The 16663-nt window shown below is 73.8% G+C and carries 13 protein-coding genes; 5 read left to right on the top strand and 8 right to left on the bottom strand.

The window, feature by feature from the left end:
* Window positions 1–61: 61 nt before the first annotated feature.
* Window positions 62–2365, top strand: a complete 2304-nt coding sequence (locus tag ACZ55U_RS23110; protein ID WP_465528453.1) for a glycosyl hydrolase family 18 protein — start codon at window positions 62–64, stop codon at window positions 2363–2365.
* Window positions 2366–2443: 78 nt separating this feature from the next.
* On the opposite strand, the gene ACZ55U_RS23105 is transcribed toward ACZ55U_RS23110, so the two are convergent.
* Window positions 2444–3595: a geranylgeranyl reductase family protein gene (locus ACZ55U_RS23105; protein WP_465528555.1), complete on the bottom strand. Its 1152-nt coding sequence runs from the start codon at window positions 3593–3595 to the stop codon at window positions 2444–2446.
* A 515-nt stretch (window positions 3596–4110) separates the two neighbouring features.
* Here ACZ55U_RS23105 and ACZ55U_RS23100 point away from each other — a divergent pair.
* Window positions 4111–5475, top strand: a complete 1365-nt coding sequence (locus tag ACZ55U_RS23100; RefSeq protein ID WP_465528553.1) for a M20/M25/M40 family metallo-hydrolase — start codon at window positions 4111–4113, stop codon at window positions 5473–5475.
* Here ACZ55U_RS23100 and ACZ55U_RS23095 read toward each other — a convergent pair.
* The 7 genes from ACZ55U_RS23095 to ACZ55U_RS23065 all read right to left on the bottom strand — a co-directional run bounded on the left by ACZ55U_RS23095 (window position 5451) and on the right by ACZ55U_RS23065 (window position 13200).
* Window positions 5451–6428, bottom strand: a complete 978-nt coding sequence (locus ACZ55U_RS23095) for a DUF4184 family protein (protein ID WP_465528451.1) — start codon at window positions 6426–6428, stop codon at window positions 5451–5453. The genes ACZ55U_RS23100 and ACZ55U_RS23095 overlap by 25 nt on opposite strands.
* A 108-nt stretch (window positions 6429–6536) precedes the next feature.
* A complete protein-coding gene (locus ACZ55U_RS23090; RefSeq protein WP_465528449.1) occupies window positions 6537–7604 on the bottom strand; it encodes an NUDIX hydrolase in 1068 nt (355 codons plus the stop codon).
* A 412-nt stretch (window positions 7605–8016) separates the two neighbouring features.
* Window positions 8017–8886, bottom strand: coding sequence for a C40 family peptidase (locus tag ACZ55U_RS23085; RefSeq protein ID WP_465528447.1), 870 nt, complete (start codon window positions 8884–8886; stop codon window positions 8017–8019).
* Between the two features lie 280 nt (window positions 8887–9166).
* Complete coding sequence (locus tag ACZ55U_RS23080; RefSeq protein ID WP_465528445.1) at window positions 9167–10588, bottom strand: AMP-binding protein; 1422 nt, start codon at window positions 10586–10588, stop codon at window positions 9167–9169.
* A gap of 227 nt (window positions 10589–10815) precedes the next feature.
* Complete coding sequence (locus tag ACZ55U_RS23075; protein WP_465528443.1) at window positions 10816–11778, bottom strand: electron transfer flavoprotein subunit alpha/FixB family protein; 963 nt, start codon at window positions 11776–11778, stop codon at window positions 10816–10818.
* A gap of 45 nt (window positions 11779–11823) precedes the next feature.
* Entirely contained in the window at window positions 11824–12609 is a 786-nt protein-coding gene (locus tag ACZ55U_RS23070) for an electron transfer flavoprotein subunit beta/FixA family protein (RefSeq protein WP_465528034.1), read from the bottom strand.
* Between the two features lie 264 nt (window positions 12610–12873).
* Complete coding sequence (locus tag ACZ55U_RS23065; RefSeq protein ID WP_465528441.1) at window positions 12874–13200, bottom strand: thioredoxin family protein; 327 nt, start codon at window positions 13198–13200, stop codon at window positions 12874–12876.
* 295 nt (window positions 13201–13495) lie between these two features.
* Between ACZ55U_RS23065 and ACZ55U_RS23060 the strand changes: the two genes are divergently transcribed.
* From ACZ55U_RS23060 to ACZ55U_RS23050, 3 genes are all read left to right on the top strand, one after another.
* The gene (locus ACZ55U_RS23060; protein ID WP_465528439.1) at window positions 13496–13921 is read left to right on the top strand and encodes a DUF4395 domain-containing protein; all 426 of its coding nucleotides are present in this window, start codon (window positions 13496–13498) and stop codon (window positions 13919–13921) included.
* Between the two features lie 282 nt (window positions 13922–14203).
* On the top strand, window positions 14204–14974 hold the full coding sequence (locus ACZ55U_RS23055) for a lysophospholipid acyltransferase family protein (RefSeq protein WP_465528437.1): 771 nt from the start codon (window positions 14204–14206) through the stop codon (window positions 14972–14974).
* Between the two features lie 193 nt (window positions 14975–15167).
* Window positions 15168–16556: a TolB family protein gene (locus ACZ55U_RS23050; RefSeq protein ID WP_465528435.1), complete on the top strand. Its 1389-nt coding sequence runs from the start codon at window positions 15168–15170 to the stop codon at window positions 16554–16556.
* Window positions 16557–16663: the final 107 nt, after the last annotated feature.

The raw sequence follows: 16663 nt of genomic DNA, 5'->3' as shown, positions 1-16663 counted from the left end.
CACACGGATCAACCCCGGTTCTACGTCACCCTGTTCAACCCCCACGATCACAGGGAGAACCATGTCCGCTCGATCCCGGGCCGGGCGCCCGCGCGTGCGCAGCAGACTGCTCGCACTGCTCAGCGTCCTGCTCCTGCCCCTCGCCGCGCTCACCGCGCTGGCCACCCCGGCGAACGCCGCCGGAAAGCTCACCGCCACCTTCACCACCGCCAACAACGGCTCCTGGTGGCAGGGCACCTACGTCGTCCACAACGACAACGCGACCGCGGTGAGCGGCTGGACGCTGGAGTTCGACCTCCCGACCGGCGTGAGCATCGGCAACAGCTACAACGGCACCGCCACCGTCAACGGCCAACACGTCACCGCCACGGCCGCGTTCTACAACTCCACCGTCAACGCCCACAGCACCACCGACCCCTACAGCTTCTGGTTCGTCGGCAACGGCCCCGTCTCCACCCCGCTCAACTGCCGTATCAACGGCGACAAGTGCGACGGCACCCCCGACGTCCCGCCGTCCGCTCCGGGCGCCCCGACCGTCACCGAGTCCACCGCCCACACGCTCGCCCTGAAGTGGTCGGCCGCCACCGGCGGGGACTTCCCGGTGGCCTCCTACGACGTGCTGAACGGCAGCACCGTCCTCGCCTCCAGCCCGACCACCAGCGCCCTGGTCACCGGCCTCACCCCGGCCACCTCGTACACCCTGAGCGTCCGGGCCAAGGACAGCCGCGGCAACACCGGTCCGGCCGGCGCGTCCGTCACCGCGTCCACCTTCGACCCGTCCACCGACACCCAGCCGCCCACCGCACCGACCAACCTCCGCTCCACCGCGGTGAGTTCGTCGGACGTGACGCTCGCCTGGAACGCCGCGACGGACAACGTCCGGGTCGCCGCGTACGACGTCTACCAGGGCGGCACGCTGGTGACCACGGTCACCGGCAGCACGCTCACCGCGACCGTCGGCAGCCTCTCGCCGTCCACCACCTACACGTTCACCGTGAAGGCCCGCGACCCCGCCGACAACGCCTCGCCCGCCTCCGCCCCGCTCAGCGTGACCACCTCGGACCTGGTCGGCGCCGGGAAGTACGCCCGGGTCGGCTACTTCGTCCAGTGGGGCATCTACGGGCGCCAGTACTTCGTCAAGAACCTGGACACCTCGGGCGCCGCCGCCAAGCTCGACGTCATCAACTACGCCTTCGAGAACATCGACCCGGTCAACCTGACCTGCATGGCCGGTGTCACCAAGGGCACCACCAGCAACCCGGAGGACCCGGACCAGGGCACCGGCGCCGGTGACGCCGACGCGGACTACGCCCGCCCGATGAGCGCCGCCCAGTCGGTCGACGGCGTGGCCGACGACGGCTGGGGCAAACTCCGCGGCAACCTCAACCAGTTGAAGAAGCTCAAGGCCAAGTACCCGAACCTGAAGGTCGTCGTCTCGCTCGGCGGCTGGACCTACTCCAAGTACTTCTCCGACGTCGCCGCCACCGACGCGTCCCGCCAGAAGTTCGTCAAGTCCTGCGTCGACACCTGGATCAAGGGCAACCTGCCCGCCTACAACGGTGCCGGCGGCGACGGCGTGGCAGCGGGCATCTTCGACGGCTTCGACATCGACTGGGAGTGGCCCGGCTCCGGCGACGGCCACCCGGGCAACCACTGGAGCGTCAACGACAAGGACAACCTGACGCTGCTGATGGCCGAGTTCCGCAAGCAGCTGGACGCGTTGGGCGGCTCGCACAAGCTGCTCACCGCCTTCACCCCGGCCGACCCGGCGAAGGTCGCCGCCGGCTGGGACCTCTCGAAGATCTTCGGCTCGATGGACATCGCCAACGTCCAGGGCTACGACTTCCACGGCTCGGGCAGCGACAACTCCTGGGAGCCCAACCGCACCGGCCACGCCTCCAACCTCTACAACGACCCGAACGACCCCTACACCACCCACTTCAGCGTGGACACCGCCGTCCAGACCTACCTGAACGCCGGCGTCAACCCGCGCAAGCTGACCATCGGCTTCCCGTTCTACGGTCGCGGCTGGCAGAGCGTCACGGACGGCGGGGCGAACGGCGCCTGGCAGTCCGCGAACGGCGCCGCACCGGGCCAGTTCACCGACGAGGCCGGTACCCGCGGGTACAACAACCTGATCACCAGCCTCTCCAACCTCACCGTCTACCACGACCCCAAGTCCGTCGCGACGTACGGCTACACGGGAGCCGGCGGCCAGTGGTGGACCTTCGACGACGCCTGGTCGATCTCGCAGAAGACGGCCTATCTCAAGTCGAAGGGCCTGCTCGGCGGAATGATCTGGGAGCTGTCCGGCGACACCCCGTCCGGCACCCTGATGTCCGCGCTGGACAGCGGGCTCAAGTAGCCGGCACCCCGACGCGACAGGCGCCGGCGTCCCTCCTCGCACCGAGGGGGGACGCCGGCCCCGCGTCGTGACGACGGCCTACCGCGAGGCCATCGCCGTCAGCCGCCGCGCCGCCCGGTACTGCCGCAGCACCTGGGCGAAGGTGGTGCGCCCCTGGGTGGTCCGGGCGAAGGCCCGCCACGCCGCCGGCACCAGGCAGACCGCCGCGTGGAACAGGTACGGACGCCGCTCGAAGGCGCCCAGCAGCTGCTTGCCCGCGCGCATCTCCACACCGAGCCCGGCCTTGATCGCGAAGGCGTAGTTCAGCGCCTCCCGCCGCACCGCCGCCGCGTCGCCCGCCTCGGCGACCTGCACCGCCCACTCACCGGCCAGCCGGCCCGAGCGCAGCGCGTACGAGATGCCCTCGCGGGTCCACGGCTCCAGCAGCCCGGCCGCGTCACCGGCGACCAGCACCCGGCCGCGGGAGAGCGGCGAGTCCTCGGCCCGGCAGCGGGTCAGGTGCCCGGACTCCACCCGGGGGGTGAACCCGGACAGGCCGAGTCGGCGGATGTACTCGGCCAGGTACTGCTTGGTCCGCTCGCCGTCACCGCGCGCCGAGATGACGCCGACGGTCAGACTGCTGCTCTCGGTCTTGGGGAACACCCAGCCGTAACTGCCGGGCAGCGGGCCCCAGTCGAGGTGCACCCGGCCCGCCCAGTCGGCGGCGACCTGCGCCGGCACCGGGATCTCCGCCTCCAGGCCGAGGTCGATCTGGTCGAAGGTGACACCGACGTGCCGGCCGATCCGGCTCGCACTGCCGTCCGCGCCCACCACCGCGCGGGCCTCGAAGGTCCGCCCGTCGGCCGCCGTCACCAGGGCCGTCCGGTGCGCGCCGCCGCGCTGCTCGACGCCGGTGACGGTCACTCCGGTGACCAGCACCGCGCCGGCCTGCTTGGCGGCCTGCACCAGGCGCAGGTCGAACTCGTCCCGGTTGACCAGGCCGAACAGCATCTGCTTGGAGCGCCGCGTCCGGGTGTACTTCCCGTCGTACGCGAAGGTGACGGCGTGCACCCGGTCCTGCAACGGCAGCCGGAAGTCCGGCGGCAGGCTGTCCCGGGAGGGGCCGATGATGCCGCCGCCACAGGTCTTGTACCGGGGGTGTTCGGCCTTGTCGAGCAGCAGCACCCGACGGCCCCGGGCCGCGGCGGCGTGCGCGGCCGAGGAGCCCGCCGGTCCGGCGCCGACCACCACGACGTCCCAGACGCCGTCCGTCGGCGGGACCGCGTCGTCGGCCGGATCGGCATCGCTCCGACCGGCGTCGGCCGAAGCGCCCTCCGTCGGAGCGCCCTCGGTCGGAGTGCCCTCGGTCGAAGCGCCCTCCGTCGGAGCGCCGTCGAACGAGCCGCCCTCGGTCGGGCCGCCCTCGACCGGACTGCCTTCGATCGGACCGCCCTCGATCGGGCTGTCGAGCGGGCTGCGGGAATCGGAGCTTCCGGAGTCAGTCACGTCGAGCAATCCTATGCGTCCGCCCGCCCCCGTCGAACGCACCGCCCCGCCACCCGCGCCCACCGCCCGGCCGGGCCCACCGGCACCCCAGCCCGCACCACACCGGCACCCTCGGTACCGCCCTCAGCACCACTCCCCGCCTGCCCGGGCCGCCCCACGCCCTCGGAACCCCCCGTTCCGCTCCGCCTATGATCGGCATGACCCCAACCACCGCCTCCGCCCGCACCACCCCCAGGGCGGACCGCCCCCTCGGAGCCCCGATGTCACAGCCCCTGGCCGACGCCGTCCGGTCCCTGATGGACCGTGCCCGCACCGACCTCGCCGAGCTGGTCGCCTTCCCGTCGGTCGCCGACCCGCGCCAGTTCCCGGTCGAGGAGTGCGAGAAGGCGGCGCGCTGGGTCGCCGACGCGTTCGCCGCCGAGGGGCTCACCGGCATCCGGCTGCTGGACACCCCGGACGGCACCCAGTCCGTCTACGGCGAACTGCCCGGCCCCGAGGGCGCGCCGACCGTACTGCTCTACTCCCACTACGACGTCCAGCCCCCGCTGGACGAGGACGCCTGGATCAGCCCCGCCTTCGAGCTGACCGAGCGCGACGGGCGCTGGTACGGGCGCGGCGCCGCCGACTGCAAGGGCAACATCCTGATGCACCTGACCGCCCTGCGGGCTCTGCGTCAGGTCCACGGCGACACCTACCCGGTGGGTCTGAAGATCATCGTCGAGGGCTCCGAGGAGCAGGGCACCGGCGGTCTGGAGCGCTACGCCGAGGCCCACCCCGAGCTGCTCGCCGCGGACGCCATCGTCATCGGCGACGCCGGCAACTTCGCCCTGGGCCTGCCGACCGTGACCGCCTCCCTGCGCGGCATGACGGTGGTCGAGGTCACGATCACCACGCTGGCCGGCAACCTGCACTCCGGCGCCTTCGGCGGCGCCGCCCCGGACGCGCTCCAGTGCCTGGTCCGGGTGCTGGCCTCGCTGCACGACGAGCACGGCGACGTCGCGGTGGCGGGCCTGACCACCGACCAGGTCTGGACCGGTGTGCAGTACCCGGAGGAGCAGTTCCGCTCCGACGCCAAGGTGCTCGACGGCGTCGCCCTGACCGGCACCGGCACCATCGCGGACCGCCTCTGGGCCCGGCCCTCCGTCACCGTCCTCGGCATCGACGCCCCGCCGGTGATCGGCGCCACCTCGTCCGTCCAGGCCACCGCCAAGGCCCTGATCAGCCTGCGCGTCCCGCCGGGCACGGACGCGGACGACGCCCAGGGCGCGCTGGTCGCCCACCTGGAGGCACAGGTCCCGCTCGGCGCCCGGATCACCGTCGAGCGCCAGGGCAACGGCTCGCCGTTCCGCGCCGACACCAGCGGCCCCGCCTACGAGGCGATGGGCGCGGCGATGGCCGAGGCCTTCGGCACCGAGATGGTCGCCTCCGGCGAGGGCGGCTCGATCCCGCTCTGCAACACCCTGCGCTCGCTCTACCCGGACGCCGAGATCGTGCTGATCGGCGTCGAGGAGCCCACCACCCAGATCCACGCGGTCAACGAGAGCGTCGACCCGAGGGAACTGGAGCGGATGGCCCTCACCGAGGCGCTGTTCCTCCGCCGCTACGCCGAACTGCGCTCCGTCTGACGGCCCCTCGAAGCGACGCCCCGTGAAGCTCCCCGAGAGCCTTCCCGGGAGCCGTCCCGCGTGGCGCCCCGAGAGCCGTCCCGCGTGGCGCCCCGGGAAGTGCCCCGCGAAACCTCCCGAGTGAGCTCAGGCCACCCGCCGCACAGCCGGCGGGCGGCCGCCACCACCGCCGCGTAGCCGACCGCGCCCACCGCTAGCCCGGCCCCGGCACCGAAACACACCTCCGGCACCAGGTTCCGCCGCAGCGGGCTGAGCCGGTGCAGTACCCCGGCGGCCGTCGCCGCCCCCAGCACCGCGACGGCCGCCCGCCGGGCCCTCGGCGCGAGCCGCACGGCCGGCCGCGCCGGCTCGGCTGCCCGCACCGCGCGCGCCGCCCAACCGCCCAGCGCCGCCAGGGCGAGCGCCGAACTGCCGTACTGCAGCACCTCGTACAACGGAACACCGGCCACCGGCCGATCCAGTACGGGCAGCAGCCGCACGCCCAGCCGGTCCCCGTGGGTGAACGCGTCCCAGCCGACATGCGTGGCCGCGCCGATCGCCGCCGAGGCCGCGAACCACACCGCGCCACCGGCCCCGGCCCCGCCGCCGACCAGGCCGCCGCCCACCGTGCCGGCGCCCCCGCCGGCTCCGGCGCCCGCGCCCCGCCGGACCGTCAGCGCCTCCGCGGCCCCCGCCCAGCGTTCGGGCAGCAACGCCACCACCGGCCCGCGCAGCAGCCCGTGCCAGCCGGCCACCAGCGCTCCGGCGATCGCCACGTCCAGCGTCGGCACCGCCCACCAGCGGTGCGTCAGCCCGCCGTGGCCGTAGACCCCGGGCAGCAGGGACTCGGCGAAGAACGGCACGTCCGGTGCCATCGACCCGGCGACCAGCGCCGACGCCACCAGCGGCCCGCGCGCCCCGGCGGCACGCAGCAGGGGCAGGACGGCGGCGGGATGGCTCAGCGTGAACGGCATGCCCCCATCCTCCCGCCCGGGCCCGCCGCCCGGCGAACCGGGAGGCAGCCCGGAAGCCGCTCCCACCCGGCTCCGCCAGGGAACCCCGCCCGCCGGGCCGCGACACCCCTACGCCGCGTCCGCCGTGCGAGCCAGCCCCGCGGCCACCCGGCTCCCCGCCTCCAGGTACCGCAGCTCACCGCTGCGCCGCGCCTCCAGCGCGGCCGCCAGCCGCCGGTAGCGCCCCGGCGGCAGCAGTTCGCCCGCCTCGTCCAGGGTGACGAAGCGCCAGCCCCGCAGTTCCTCCCGCTGGAGCAGCAGGCTCTGCCGGCCCTCCGCGTCCAGCAGGCCGCCGTCGTACATCAACCGCAGTCCGCCACGGCGCGGGCCGGTGCGCGGCTCCCAGTCGACGGCGAGCAGGCGCAGCGCGGAGGAGTCCAGGCGCAGGCCCAGCTCCTCCGCGGTCTCGCGCAGGGCCGCGTCCGTGGGGGCCTCGCCGCGCTCGACCACGCCGCCGGGGAAGTCCCAGTCCGGCTTGTAGACGGGGTCGACGAGCAGCACGCGGTCCTGCTCGTCGAAGAGCAGGACGGCGGAGGCCACGGTGTCCCCGGTCGGGTCCGGGGTCTGGACGATCGGGCAGCGGGCGGCGCCGACCCGGACCAGCTCGGCGATCCGGAGCGCGGTCTCCCGTGGGGAGAGTGCGCTGGTGTCGATCATCCGGGCGTCCTCGACCAGCCAGCGGCGGGCGGCGCGGTACGCGGGCAGGTGTTCGAGGCACCAGGCGCGGACCCGCTCGCTGGCCGCCGGATCGCCGGGACACTCCTCGCGGCGGGCGATGCGGTCGCGCAGGATCGTTTCTTCAGGGTCCAGCGCGAAGTGGTGCACCGCGATCCCGTGCGAGGCCAGCCCGCCGAAGATCTCGTCCCGGTAGTCCTCTCTGAGCAGGGTCATCGGGACCACCAACGGCCCCCCGACCTCGCCGAGCAGGGCCGCCGCCGTCTCGGGGACGAGCCGGCGCCAGGCCGCCAGCTCCTGGAAGTCGGAGACCGTCGCCAGCCGGTCGGCCGGGAGCAGTCGGCGCAGTCCGAAGCCCACCAGCTCGGGATCGAAGAGCACGCTCCCGGGCAGCAGTTCCACCAGCTCGCGGCAGGCGCTCGTCTTGCCCGCCCCGAATGTGCCATTGACCCAGACGATCACAACGTCCCCTGCCCTCGACTTCCCCCGATGCGGTTCGCACCGGGCAGCGCCCCCGTCGGCCGAGCCGGCGCCATCCGTGGTGGTACCCGCGCCACGCCGCTCCCCATGCCTCCCGGCCGGGCCCGCCCACGCGCCCCGGCCCGCCCCGTGCCGGCGGCATGTGCCCAGGTCAGGCGCCCGGGAGCGGGGAAACGCCGACCGGTCTACCGGAAAGTTGCACCCCTTGGCCACCGCTCGGGCACAGGACACCAGGTGGGCCGACTTCTCGCGCACGCCCTGCTCGTACGCCCCTCGCGCCCCGCGCTCCCCAACCCGCGCGATCCCGCGCCCCGTGGTGCACGCCCCGCGCACGGAGGCGCCCGACGGGGGCACCGGACGGACCGGCGCCCCCGTCGGGCGGACCGACCGGCCGCTACGGCCGTCCCATGTACGCCGGGTAGTAGCCGCTGCTGATCTCCGAGATCCGGATGTTGGTCCCGGGCCGCGCGGCCTCGACGTACTCGTTGTCGCCCAGGTAGATCGCCACGTGCTGGATGCCCCTGGGCGTCCCGTCCGGCGACCAGAACAGCAGGTCACCGCGGCGCAGCTGGCTCGCGCTGATCGGCGTGGTCGCCGCGTACTGGTCGTTGGCGACGCGTGGCAGGTCGATGCCACCGCGTCGGAAGGACTGCTGCACCAGGCCAGAGCAGTCGTAGCCGTCCGGTCCGTTGCCGGCCCGGCGGAACGGTACGCCCAGCTGGGAGAGCGCGAACTGGACGGCCGTCTCGACGTCGCGGTCCTCCGCGACCGAGTCGTTGAAGTGGGCCGGGCGCACGTAGTCCGAATCGGAGCCGCCCCCGGTGCGGTCCAGGTAGATGTCGTAGTGCGAGGTCCAGCGCCACTCGCCCTTGCTGTTGCGGAACCAGTAGCGCTCGCCGTCCCACCCCTGCTTGATCCCGCCGGAGGACCCGGCCGAGGACTTCGCGGCGGACGGGGAGCCGCCCCCGGTGCGCGCCGCGTACACGCTGTAGTGCGAGGTCCAGCGCCATTCCCCCCGGCTGTTCTTGAACCAGTACCGCGAGCCGTCCCATCCGGCGTGCGCCGGAGCGGCCTCCGCGGCCGCGGGGCCGACGGCGGTGCCGAGGCCGATCACGCCCGCCCCGGTCGCGATCACGGCCACCATGGCTATCCCCCGACGGAGCCGCGCGGTGCGGGACGGACGGCGGGTAGGAGCGGTGGCAGCGTCCTGCTGCCCGGTCGGTTCGCCGGCGACGGCCGGCGCGCCGGTGTTGACGGTGGTCATCGTGCTGACTTCCTTCACTGCTGCGAGTTGCTGTGAGCGGCCAGGACTGGCCGTGCTTTCCGGCAGAGCCCCCGCCCGGCACGCCGCGGCTTCCGGTCCTGCGACCGGGAGCCGCGGCGCTTTCGCCCAGCGATTCGGTTCTGCCTGCGTGTCACGTTAGGCACGCGTCCGCTCACCGTGCGCAGTGGAGTGCGCCAAAGGAAGGGTCACGGGTGGTGAGCACCAACGGCGCATCAGGGTGAACGTCCGTCACCGCCGACGGCGTCCGACGCCCCTTCCGTCAGCGGCCGCCGGCCTCCGCCAGCAACTGCTTCTTCAGCACTTTTCCCAAGGCGTTCCTGGGCAGTTCGGGCACCAGGACGACCCGGCGCGGTCGCTTGTGAACCGAGAGCCGCTCCGCCACGAAGGCCGTCAGCTGGTCCCCCGTCACGGCGTCCTCCGCGATGACGTACGCGACGATCGCCTGTCCGAGGTCCTCGTCCGGCACGCCGACCACCGCCGCGTCGGCGACCGCAGGGTGGTCCCGCAGCGCGGCCTCCACCTCGCCCGCGCCGATCCGGTAGCCGCCGCTCTTGATCAGGTCCACCGAGGCGCGGCCGACGATCCGGTGGAACCCGTCCGCGCCGATCACCGCGACGTCCCCGGTGCGGAACCAGCCGTCCGCCGTCCAGGCCTCGGCATCCGCGTCCGGCCGGTTCAGGTAGCCGCTGAACAGCGTCGGGCCGGCCACCTGGAGCTCGCCGACGCTCTCCCCGTCGTGCGGCACCGGCGCGCCGTCCTCGCCGACCAGCCGGGTGCTGACCCCGTCCAGCGGCAGCCCGACACTGCCGGGGCGCCGCTCGCCGTCCGCCCGGGTGCTGACGGTGATCAGCGACTCGGTCATCCCGTACCGCTCGATCGGGGCGTGCCCGGTGAGCGCCGCGAGCTTCTCGAACACCGGGACGGGCAGCGGCGCGCTGCCCGAGACCAGCAACCGGGCCGGGGCCAGCCGGGCCGCCGCCTCCGGGTCCGCCGCCAGCCGGGACCAGACGGTGGGCACGCCGAAGTACAGGCTGCCGCCCGCCGCCGCGTAGCCCGCCGGGGTGGGCCGCCCGGTGTGCACCAGCGCGCTGCCGGTGCGCAGGGCGCCGAGCACGCCGAGCAGCAGCCCGTGCACGTGGAACAGCGGCAGGCCGTGCACGAGGGTGTCCTCGGCGGTCCACCGCCAGGCGGCGGCGAGGGCGTCCAGGTCGGCGGCGACCGCCTCGCGCCGGATCACCACGCCCTTGGGCGCGCCGGTGGTGCCCGAGGTGTAGAGCACGAAGCCGGTCGACCCGGCGGCCGGCTCGGCGTACGTGGTGGCGGAGCGCTGCCCGGGGTCGACCGGCAGCCCCGCCACCGAGGTGCCTTCCGGCAGCGCCTCCCCGGCGGCGTGCGCGAGCAGTGCCGCGCCGGAGTCGCGCAGGATGTGCTCGCGCTCCTTGGGCCCCGAGTCCGGCGGCAGCGGCACCACCGGGACGCCCGCCAGCAGGCCGCCGACCACGGCGGTGACGGTCTCGACGGTGGGCCGGGCGAGCACCGCGAGCGCCGGGGCACCGGCCACCCGGTCGGCGACGGCGGTCGCCGCGCCCAGCAGTTCCTCCCGGGAGAGCGTCCGACCGTCGATCCGCAGCGCGTCCGCCGCGTCGCCGAAACCGCCCTGAAGTGCCGTCAGCAGTGCCATGCCACCGTCCTCGCCTCGTTTCCGAGCCACCGCGCCGCGCCCGTGCGCCACGCGCTCACCGCGCGCGCCCGGCTCCGGGTCACGCGCCGGCGCCGACTCTACGGGCCGCCGCCGCGCCCGCCCCGCCCCGCCCCGGGGACGCCGGGCCGGGGCCGGGCACCGTCGAGAACGCCGGAGGGCGTGGCACCGAGCACCCGGCGCCACGCCCTCCGAACCTTCCGCGGGGATCAGGCCTTGCGGGCCTTCACCTCGGCGGTCAGCTGCGGCAGCACCTGGAAGAGGTCGCCGACCACGCCGTAGTCGACCAGCTCGAAGATCGGGGCCTCGGGGTCCTTGTTGACGGCCACGATGGTCTTCGAGGTCTGCATGCCGGCCCGGTGCTGGATGGCGCCGGAGATGCCCGCCGCGATGTAGAGCTGCGGGGAGACCTGCTTGCCGGTCTGGCCGACCTGGCTGCTGTGCGGGTACCAGCCGGCGTCCACGGCGGCGCGCGAGGCACCGACCGCGCCGCCCAGCGCGTCCGCGAGCTCCTCCACCACGCCGAAGCCCTCGGCGGCACCGACACCACGGCCGCCGGAGACCACGATCGCGGCCTCGGTCAGCTCCGGGCGCCCGGAGGACACCCGCGGGGTCCGCTCGACGACCTTGGCGGCGTTGCCGGTGAACTCCACGGCGACGTTCTCGACGGCACCGGCGGCCGCGGCGGCCTCCGGAGCGACGGCGTTCGGCTTGACGGTGATGACCGGCGCGCCCTTGGTGACCTTGGACTTCACCTGGAAGGACGCGGCGAAGACCGACTGGGTGGCGACCGGACCGCCGTCACCGGCCTCCAGGTCGACGGCGTCGGTGATGATGCCCGAGCCCAGGCGCAGCGCGACGCGCGCGGCGACCTCCTTGCCCTCGCCCGAGGACGTCACCAGGACGGCGGCGGCGTCGTTGGCCTTGGCGATCTGGGCCAGGGCGTCCACCTTGGGGACGACCAGCTGGTCGGCGAACTCGGCGCCGTCGGCGACGTAGACCTTCGCGGCGCCGTACTCGCCGGCCTTGGCGGCGATGTCGGCGGCGGCGGCACCGGCGCCCAGGACGACGGCGGACGGCTCGCCGATGCGGCGGGCCAGGGTCAGCAGCTCCAGGGCCGGCTTGCGGATCACACCGTCGGCGTGGTCCACCAGAACCAGGATCTCAGCCATGATTCGTTGCTCCTGATCGATCGTTGGATGCGCGAACGGGTGGGACTAGATGAACTTCTGGCCGGCGAGGAAGGCCGCGAGCTGCTTGCCGCCCTCGCCCTCGTCCTTGACGACCGTGCCCGCGGTACGCGCCGGACGCTCCGCCACCGACTCCACCGCCGTCCACGAACCCGCCAGACCGACCTCGTCCGCCTCGATGCCCAGGTCGTCCAGGTCCAGCGACTGCACCGGCTTCTTCTTCGCCGCCATGATCCCCTTGAACGACGGGTACCGGGCCTCACCCGACTGGTCCGTCACCGACACCACCGCCGGCAGCGCCGCCTCCACCAGCTCCGTCGCCGCGTCACCGTCCCGGCGGCCCCTCACCACACCGCCCTCGACCGACACCTCCGACAGCAGCGTCACCTGCGGCACACCCAGACGCTCCGCCAGCAGCGCCGGCAGCACACCCATCGTCCCGTCCGTCGACGCCATACCACCGATCACCAGATCGAACCCGGTCTTCTCCAGCGCCTTCGCCAGGACCGCCGACGTCCCGATCACATCCGAACCGTGGATGTCCTCGTCGTTCACGTGCACGGCCTTGTCCGCGCCCATCGACAGCGCCTTGCGCAGCGCGTCCTTCGCGTCGTCCGGCCCCACCGTCAGCACCGTCACCTCGGCACCCTCGTTCGCCTCCGCGATCCGCAGCGCCTGCTCCACGCCGTACTCGTCCAGCTCCGACAGGAGGCCGTCCACACCCTCCCGGTCGGTGGTGTGATCGTCCGCGAAACGACGGTCACCCGTCGCGTCCGGCACGTACTTCACACAGACAACGATCCTCAAGCTCACGGCCTTGTCTCCTGTACTGGTCTCGTCCGGCGGCTGCGGCGGTGCGAGCGGGCGCGAACACGGCACGCACCCACCCCGGGCAGCGGATTCCCGTGCCGGTCCGGAACTTGCTGGCAGCATACTCGCCGGTAGCGCAGTGGTCACTACTGGCCAGTAGCTTACGCCGTGCGGCTGCTCCCGCCGCCTGCGCCCATCCTGCCCCAGCCGGGGGCCGACTCCACCCGGCGGGGCGGAAAAGCCGGCGGACCGCGACGGCCGGACGCCTCAGATCGCCTGGCCGAGCGCCGCGATCACGTCCACCGTGCGCGGCTGACCCGCCGCCCGCCGCACCACCCGGCCGTCCCGGTCCAGCACCAGGACGGTCGGCGTCCGCCGGACCTCCAGCCGGCGGACCAGCTCCAGCCGCTCCTCGGCGTCCACCTCGACGTGCGCGACCCCGTCGACCATCCCGGCCACCTCGGAGAGCACCCTGCGGGTGGCCCGGCAAGGCTGGCAGAAGGCCGTCGAGAACTGCACCAGCGTCGCCCGCGCACCGAGCGCCCCGCCCAGTTCCGCCTCCGACAGCCGCACTGCCCCGTCCTCGGTGCCCACGCCCAGCCTCCCGTCGCTCCCGGCCCCGACCGCCCCGGTCCGGCCCCGCTCCCAGGCGGGACGACACACGCCACCGGGCCGGGCCATCCCTCCAGTCTGCGACAGCGTCGGCCGCCGGCGAAAGCCGGTCGACCGCCCGGACCCAGCCACGTACGATCGGCCGATGGACTCCGACCCGCGCCCGACACCGCCGCCGGCCTCCCGCCGGGCCGCCGGCTCGGCCCGGGCCACCGTCCGCCGAAGGCGCTGAAGCCCCACCGCTGCCGCCGCCCGTCGCGACCTCAGGAGCCCCCTTTTGCAGACCGACCCCCGCGGCCCCCGTCTGGCCGCCGCGCTCAGCTCGGTCGTCCTGGTCCTCGCCCTCCACACCGGCAGCCGCCCCCTGCTGGCCGCCCAGGCGCTGGTCTTCGCCCTCGGCGCGTTCGGCGGCCTGCGACTGGCCCCCTACGTCCGGCTCTTCCAGGCCGTGGTCCTCCCCCGGCTCGCGCCGCCCTCGGAGACCGCCGACGAACGGACCCTCCGCTTGGACCAGGGCATCTGCATGGTGTTCACCGCGGTCGGCGCCCTCGGCTACTACAGCGGTGTGGTCTGGCTCGGCCTGCTCGCCGGCCTGACCGCGTTCACCGCCGTCTTCGTCAACGCGGCGTTCGGCTACTGCGTGGGCTGCGAGGTCTACCCCTTGCTCCGGCGCGCCCAGGGCCGCCTCCCCACCGGCACCTGACCCGTCGGCCCGCATACCCGCCCCCGTGCCCGGCCCGCCCACCGGCCCGGACCCGCCGTCGCGGGGGAACGGAAAAGTTCCCGTTCGAACTCATCACGGAGATCACACCGGCAAAAACCGCTTGACCGCACGGCTCAGGTGACAGCAGGCACCCGTTCGGGGGATCATCTCCGTGTATCACCCGTGACCGCCGCGGAGTGCCGTGCTCCGGTCGGCACCGCCCGCGCAACGGAGCGGGTACCCGCCGAACCGGGCTCCGGCCCGTGGAAGTCAGGACTGACCGTGGCAGAGTTCGTGTACCCGCCGGTGATCGGCGCCGCACTCACCGCCTTCCGCGCGCTCGACGTGCGGATCAAGATCATCGGCGCCGAACACATCCCCGCCAAGGGGGGAGCGGTGCTGGTCAGCAATCACATCAGCTACCTGGACTTCCTCTTCGCGGGCCTCGGCGCGTACCGCGGTGGCAAGCGCAAGACCCGCTTCATGGCCAAGGACGACGTCTTCAAGCACCGGATCTCGGGCCCGCTGATGCGCGGCATGAAGCACATCCCGGTGGACCGCACCGACGGCCAGCCCGCGTACGAGGCCGCCGTGCGCGCCCTCAGGGCCGGCGAGGTGGTCGGGGTGTTCCCCGAGGCGACGATCAGCCGCTCGTTCATGCTGAAGAAGTTCAAGACCGGCGCCGCCCGGATGGCCGCCGACTCCGGCACCCCGCTGCTGCCCGTCGTGCTCTGGGGCACCCAGCAGCTCTGGACCAAGGGCCGCCCGAAGACCCTCACCAAGCGGCACGTCCCGGTCACCATCATGATCGGCGAGCCGATCCACCTCGGACCGGACGACAAGCCCGTGATGGTCACCCGGCGACTGCGCGCCGCCATGACCGAGATGCTCGACCGGGCCCAGCGGGAGTATCCCGCCAAGCCCTCCGGCCCGGACGACACCTGGTGGCTGCCCGCCCAGCTCGGCGGCACCGCCCCCACCCTGGAGGTCGCCGAGGCGGAGGACGAGGCGGAGGCCCTCGCCAAGGCCGAGCGCCGCGCCGCCCGGGGCTGACCCCCGCTGCCCCCTACCTGTTTCCTCCGCTTTCCGCACCTACTCCGTGCGATCGAGTGAGCGCGCCGCGTCGCGTGTCGCCCGGCCGCCGACGCTCCCCTTCTGACACAGTGACAGCTCCTTTCAGGGGCCTTCGTCCTGGATCCTCGGCGGGGGCCACACGTCGGAGCGGTCGAAAGGCTCGGAGGCGGAGATGGCACGGATCACCGGCACACGGCAGTCACCCAAGGGCAGGGCCCGCACCCGCGCGAGCACCGGTGCGGGCCTCCTCCTTCTCGGCACCCTGCTCACCGGCTGCGGGGCCGAACCCGGGGAGATCCCCCTCTCGGAGATCCGGCCGGACACTCCCGCCAGCACCCCCGATCCGACGTCCGCCGCTCCCGGCGTGGTCGGCGCTGCCGCCGGAGCCCCGGCGTCCACCGCCCACAACGGGCTGATCGTCAGCCGTGCCTACACCGACGCCTCCCGCACCACCACCGCGATCGTCACCCTCCTCCCCGACGGCACCGGCCAGCACCAGGTCACCCAGCCACCGGCCCGGGCCCGCGACGACCGCCCCGACTGGTCGCCCGACGGCTCCACCATCGCCTTCGACCGCACCGACCCGCAGACCGGCACCGCCCGGCTCTGGACCGTGCCCACCGCCGGCGGCACCGAGCGCCAGGTCGACCGGCTTTGCGACGGCGGCACGACCGACTGCGCGAACGAGGACGAACGCGCCCCCGCCTTCTCACCGGACGGCAAGCAGATCGCCTTCAGCCGCTCCTGGGGCGCCCTGGACCCGTCCGGCAGCCACCAGACCCAGTACTCGGACCTCTACTTGATGAGCCCCGGGGGCACCGACGTTCAACGACTCACGTTCCTCACCAACGACAAGCCCTACTCCGGCACCGTCAGCAACCCCAGCTGGTCCCCCGACGGGAAACAGCTCACCTTCGAGTACCGCACCAGCGCGACCGGACAACCCGCCAACAGCCGCGCCATCTACGTCGTCAGCGCGGACGGCACCGGGCTGCGCCAGCTGACCCCCTGGGAACTGCGCGCCGGCGACCGCGCGAGCTGGTCACCGGACGGCACCCAGATCCTCTTCACCACCTACCCGGCCGGCCCCGACAACGCCGCCGGCGGCGGCATCTACACCGTCCACCCCGACGGCAGCACCATCGGCGCCCTCACCCCCGCTCCCTCGGACGCCTTCTACGGCACGGCCGCCTACTCACCCGACGGCCAGTCCATCGTCTTCGCCCAGGCCCCCGCGGGCTCCGGCGCCGACCTGTACAGCATGCGGCCGGACGGTACGGGCGTCGCCCGCCTCACCAACAGCGCGGACAAGTGGCTCACCCGACCGGCCTGGGGAACGGCGGAACCTCCGGCCGATCCGGCTGCTCCGGCCACTCCGGCGGACGGGGTGGCTCAGGCCTCGCAAGCGCCGCAGACGCCCGCGGCATCCCAGACGCCTCAGCCCGCCGCCCAGCAGCCGGCCCAGGCCCAGGGGCAACCGCCGGCCCAGCGGCCGCAGGCCGACCCCGTCGGATCCGGTCCCACGTCGGAATCCGAGTCCGAGAACGGAGCCGACGAATAGGGCTACGTCGGCCCCGGAAACGCGAAGAACCCCCACCCGGAAACCGGATGGGGGTTCATTCACAAGAATTGTTCGGCGGCGTCCTACTCTCCCACAGGGTCCCCCCT

It is taken from the genome of Kitasatospora sp. NPDC034533 (genome assembly GCF_055575155.1).
The sequence above is the reverse complement of the archived record's forward strand: the minus strand, read 5'-3'. Positions and strand labels throughout refer to the sequence as shown.

Coding starts and splice junctions, on each gene's coding strand:
- ACZ55U_RS23110 (WP_465528453.1), top strand. CDS start 62: ATGTCCGCTCGATCCCGGGCCGGGCGCCCGCGCGTGCGCAGCAGACTG.
- ACZ55U_RS23100 (WP_465528553.1), top strand. CDS start 4,111: ATGTCACAGCCCCTGGCCGACGCCGTCCGGTCCCTGATGGACCGTGCC.
- ACZ55U_RS23095 (WP_465528451.1), bottom strand. CDS start 6,428: ATGCCGTTCACGCTGAGCCATCCCGCCGCCGTCCTGCCCCTGCTGCGT.
- ACZ55U_RS23085 (WP_465528447.1), bottom strand. CDS start 8,886: ATGACCACCGTCAACACCGGCGCGCCGGCCGTCGCCGGCGAACCGACC.
- ACZ55U_RS23080 (WP_465528445.1), bottom strand. CDS start 10,588: ATGGCACTGCTGACGGCACTTCAGGGCGGTTTCGGCGACGCGGCGGAC.
- ACZ55U_RS23075 (WP_465528443.1), bottom strand. CDS start 11,778: ATGGCTGAGATCCTGGTTCTGGTGGACCACGCCGACGGTGTGATCCGC.
- ACZ55U_RS23050 (WP_465528435.1), top strand. CDS start 15,168: ATGGCACGGATCACCGGCACACGGCAGTCACCCAAGGGCAGGGCCCGC.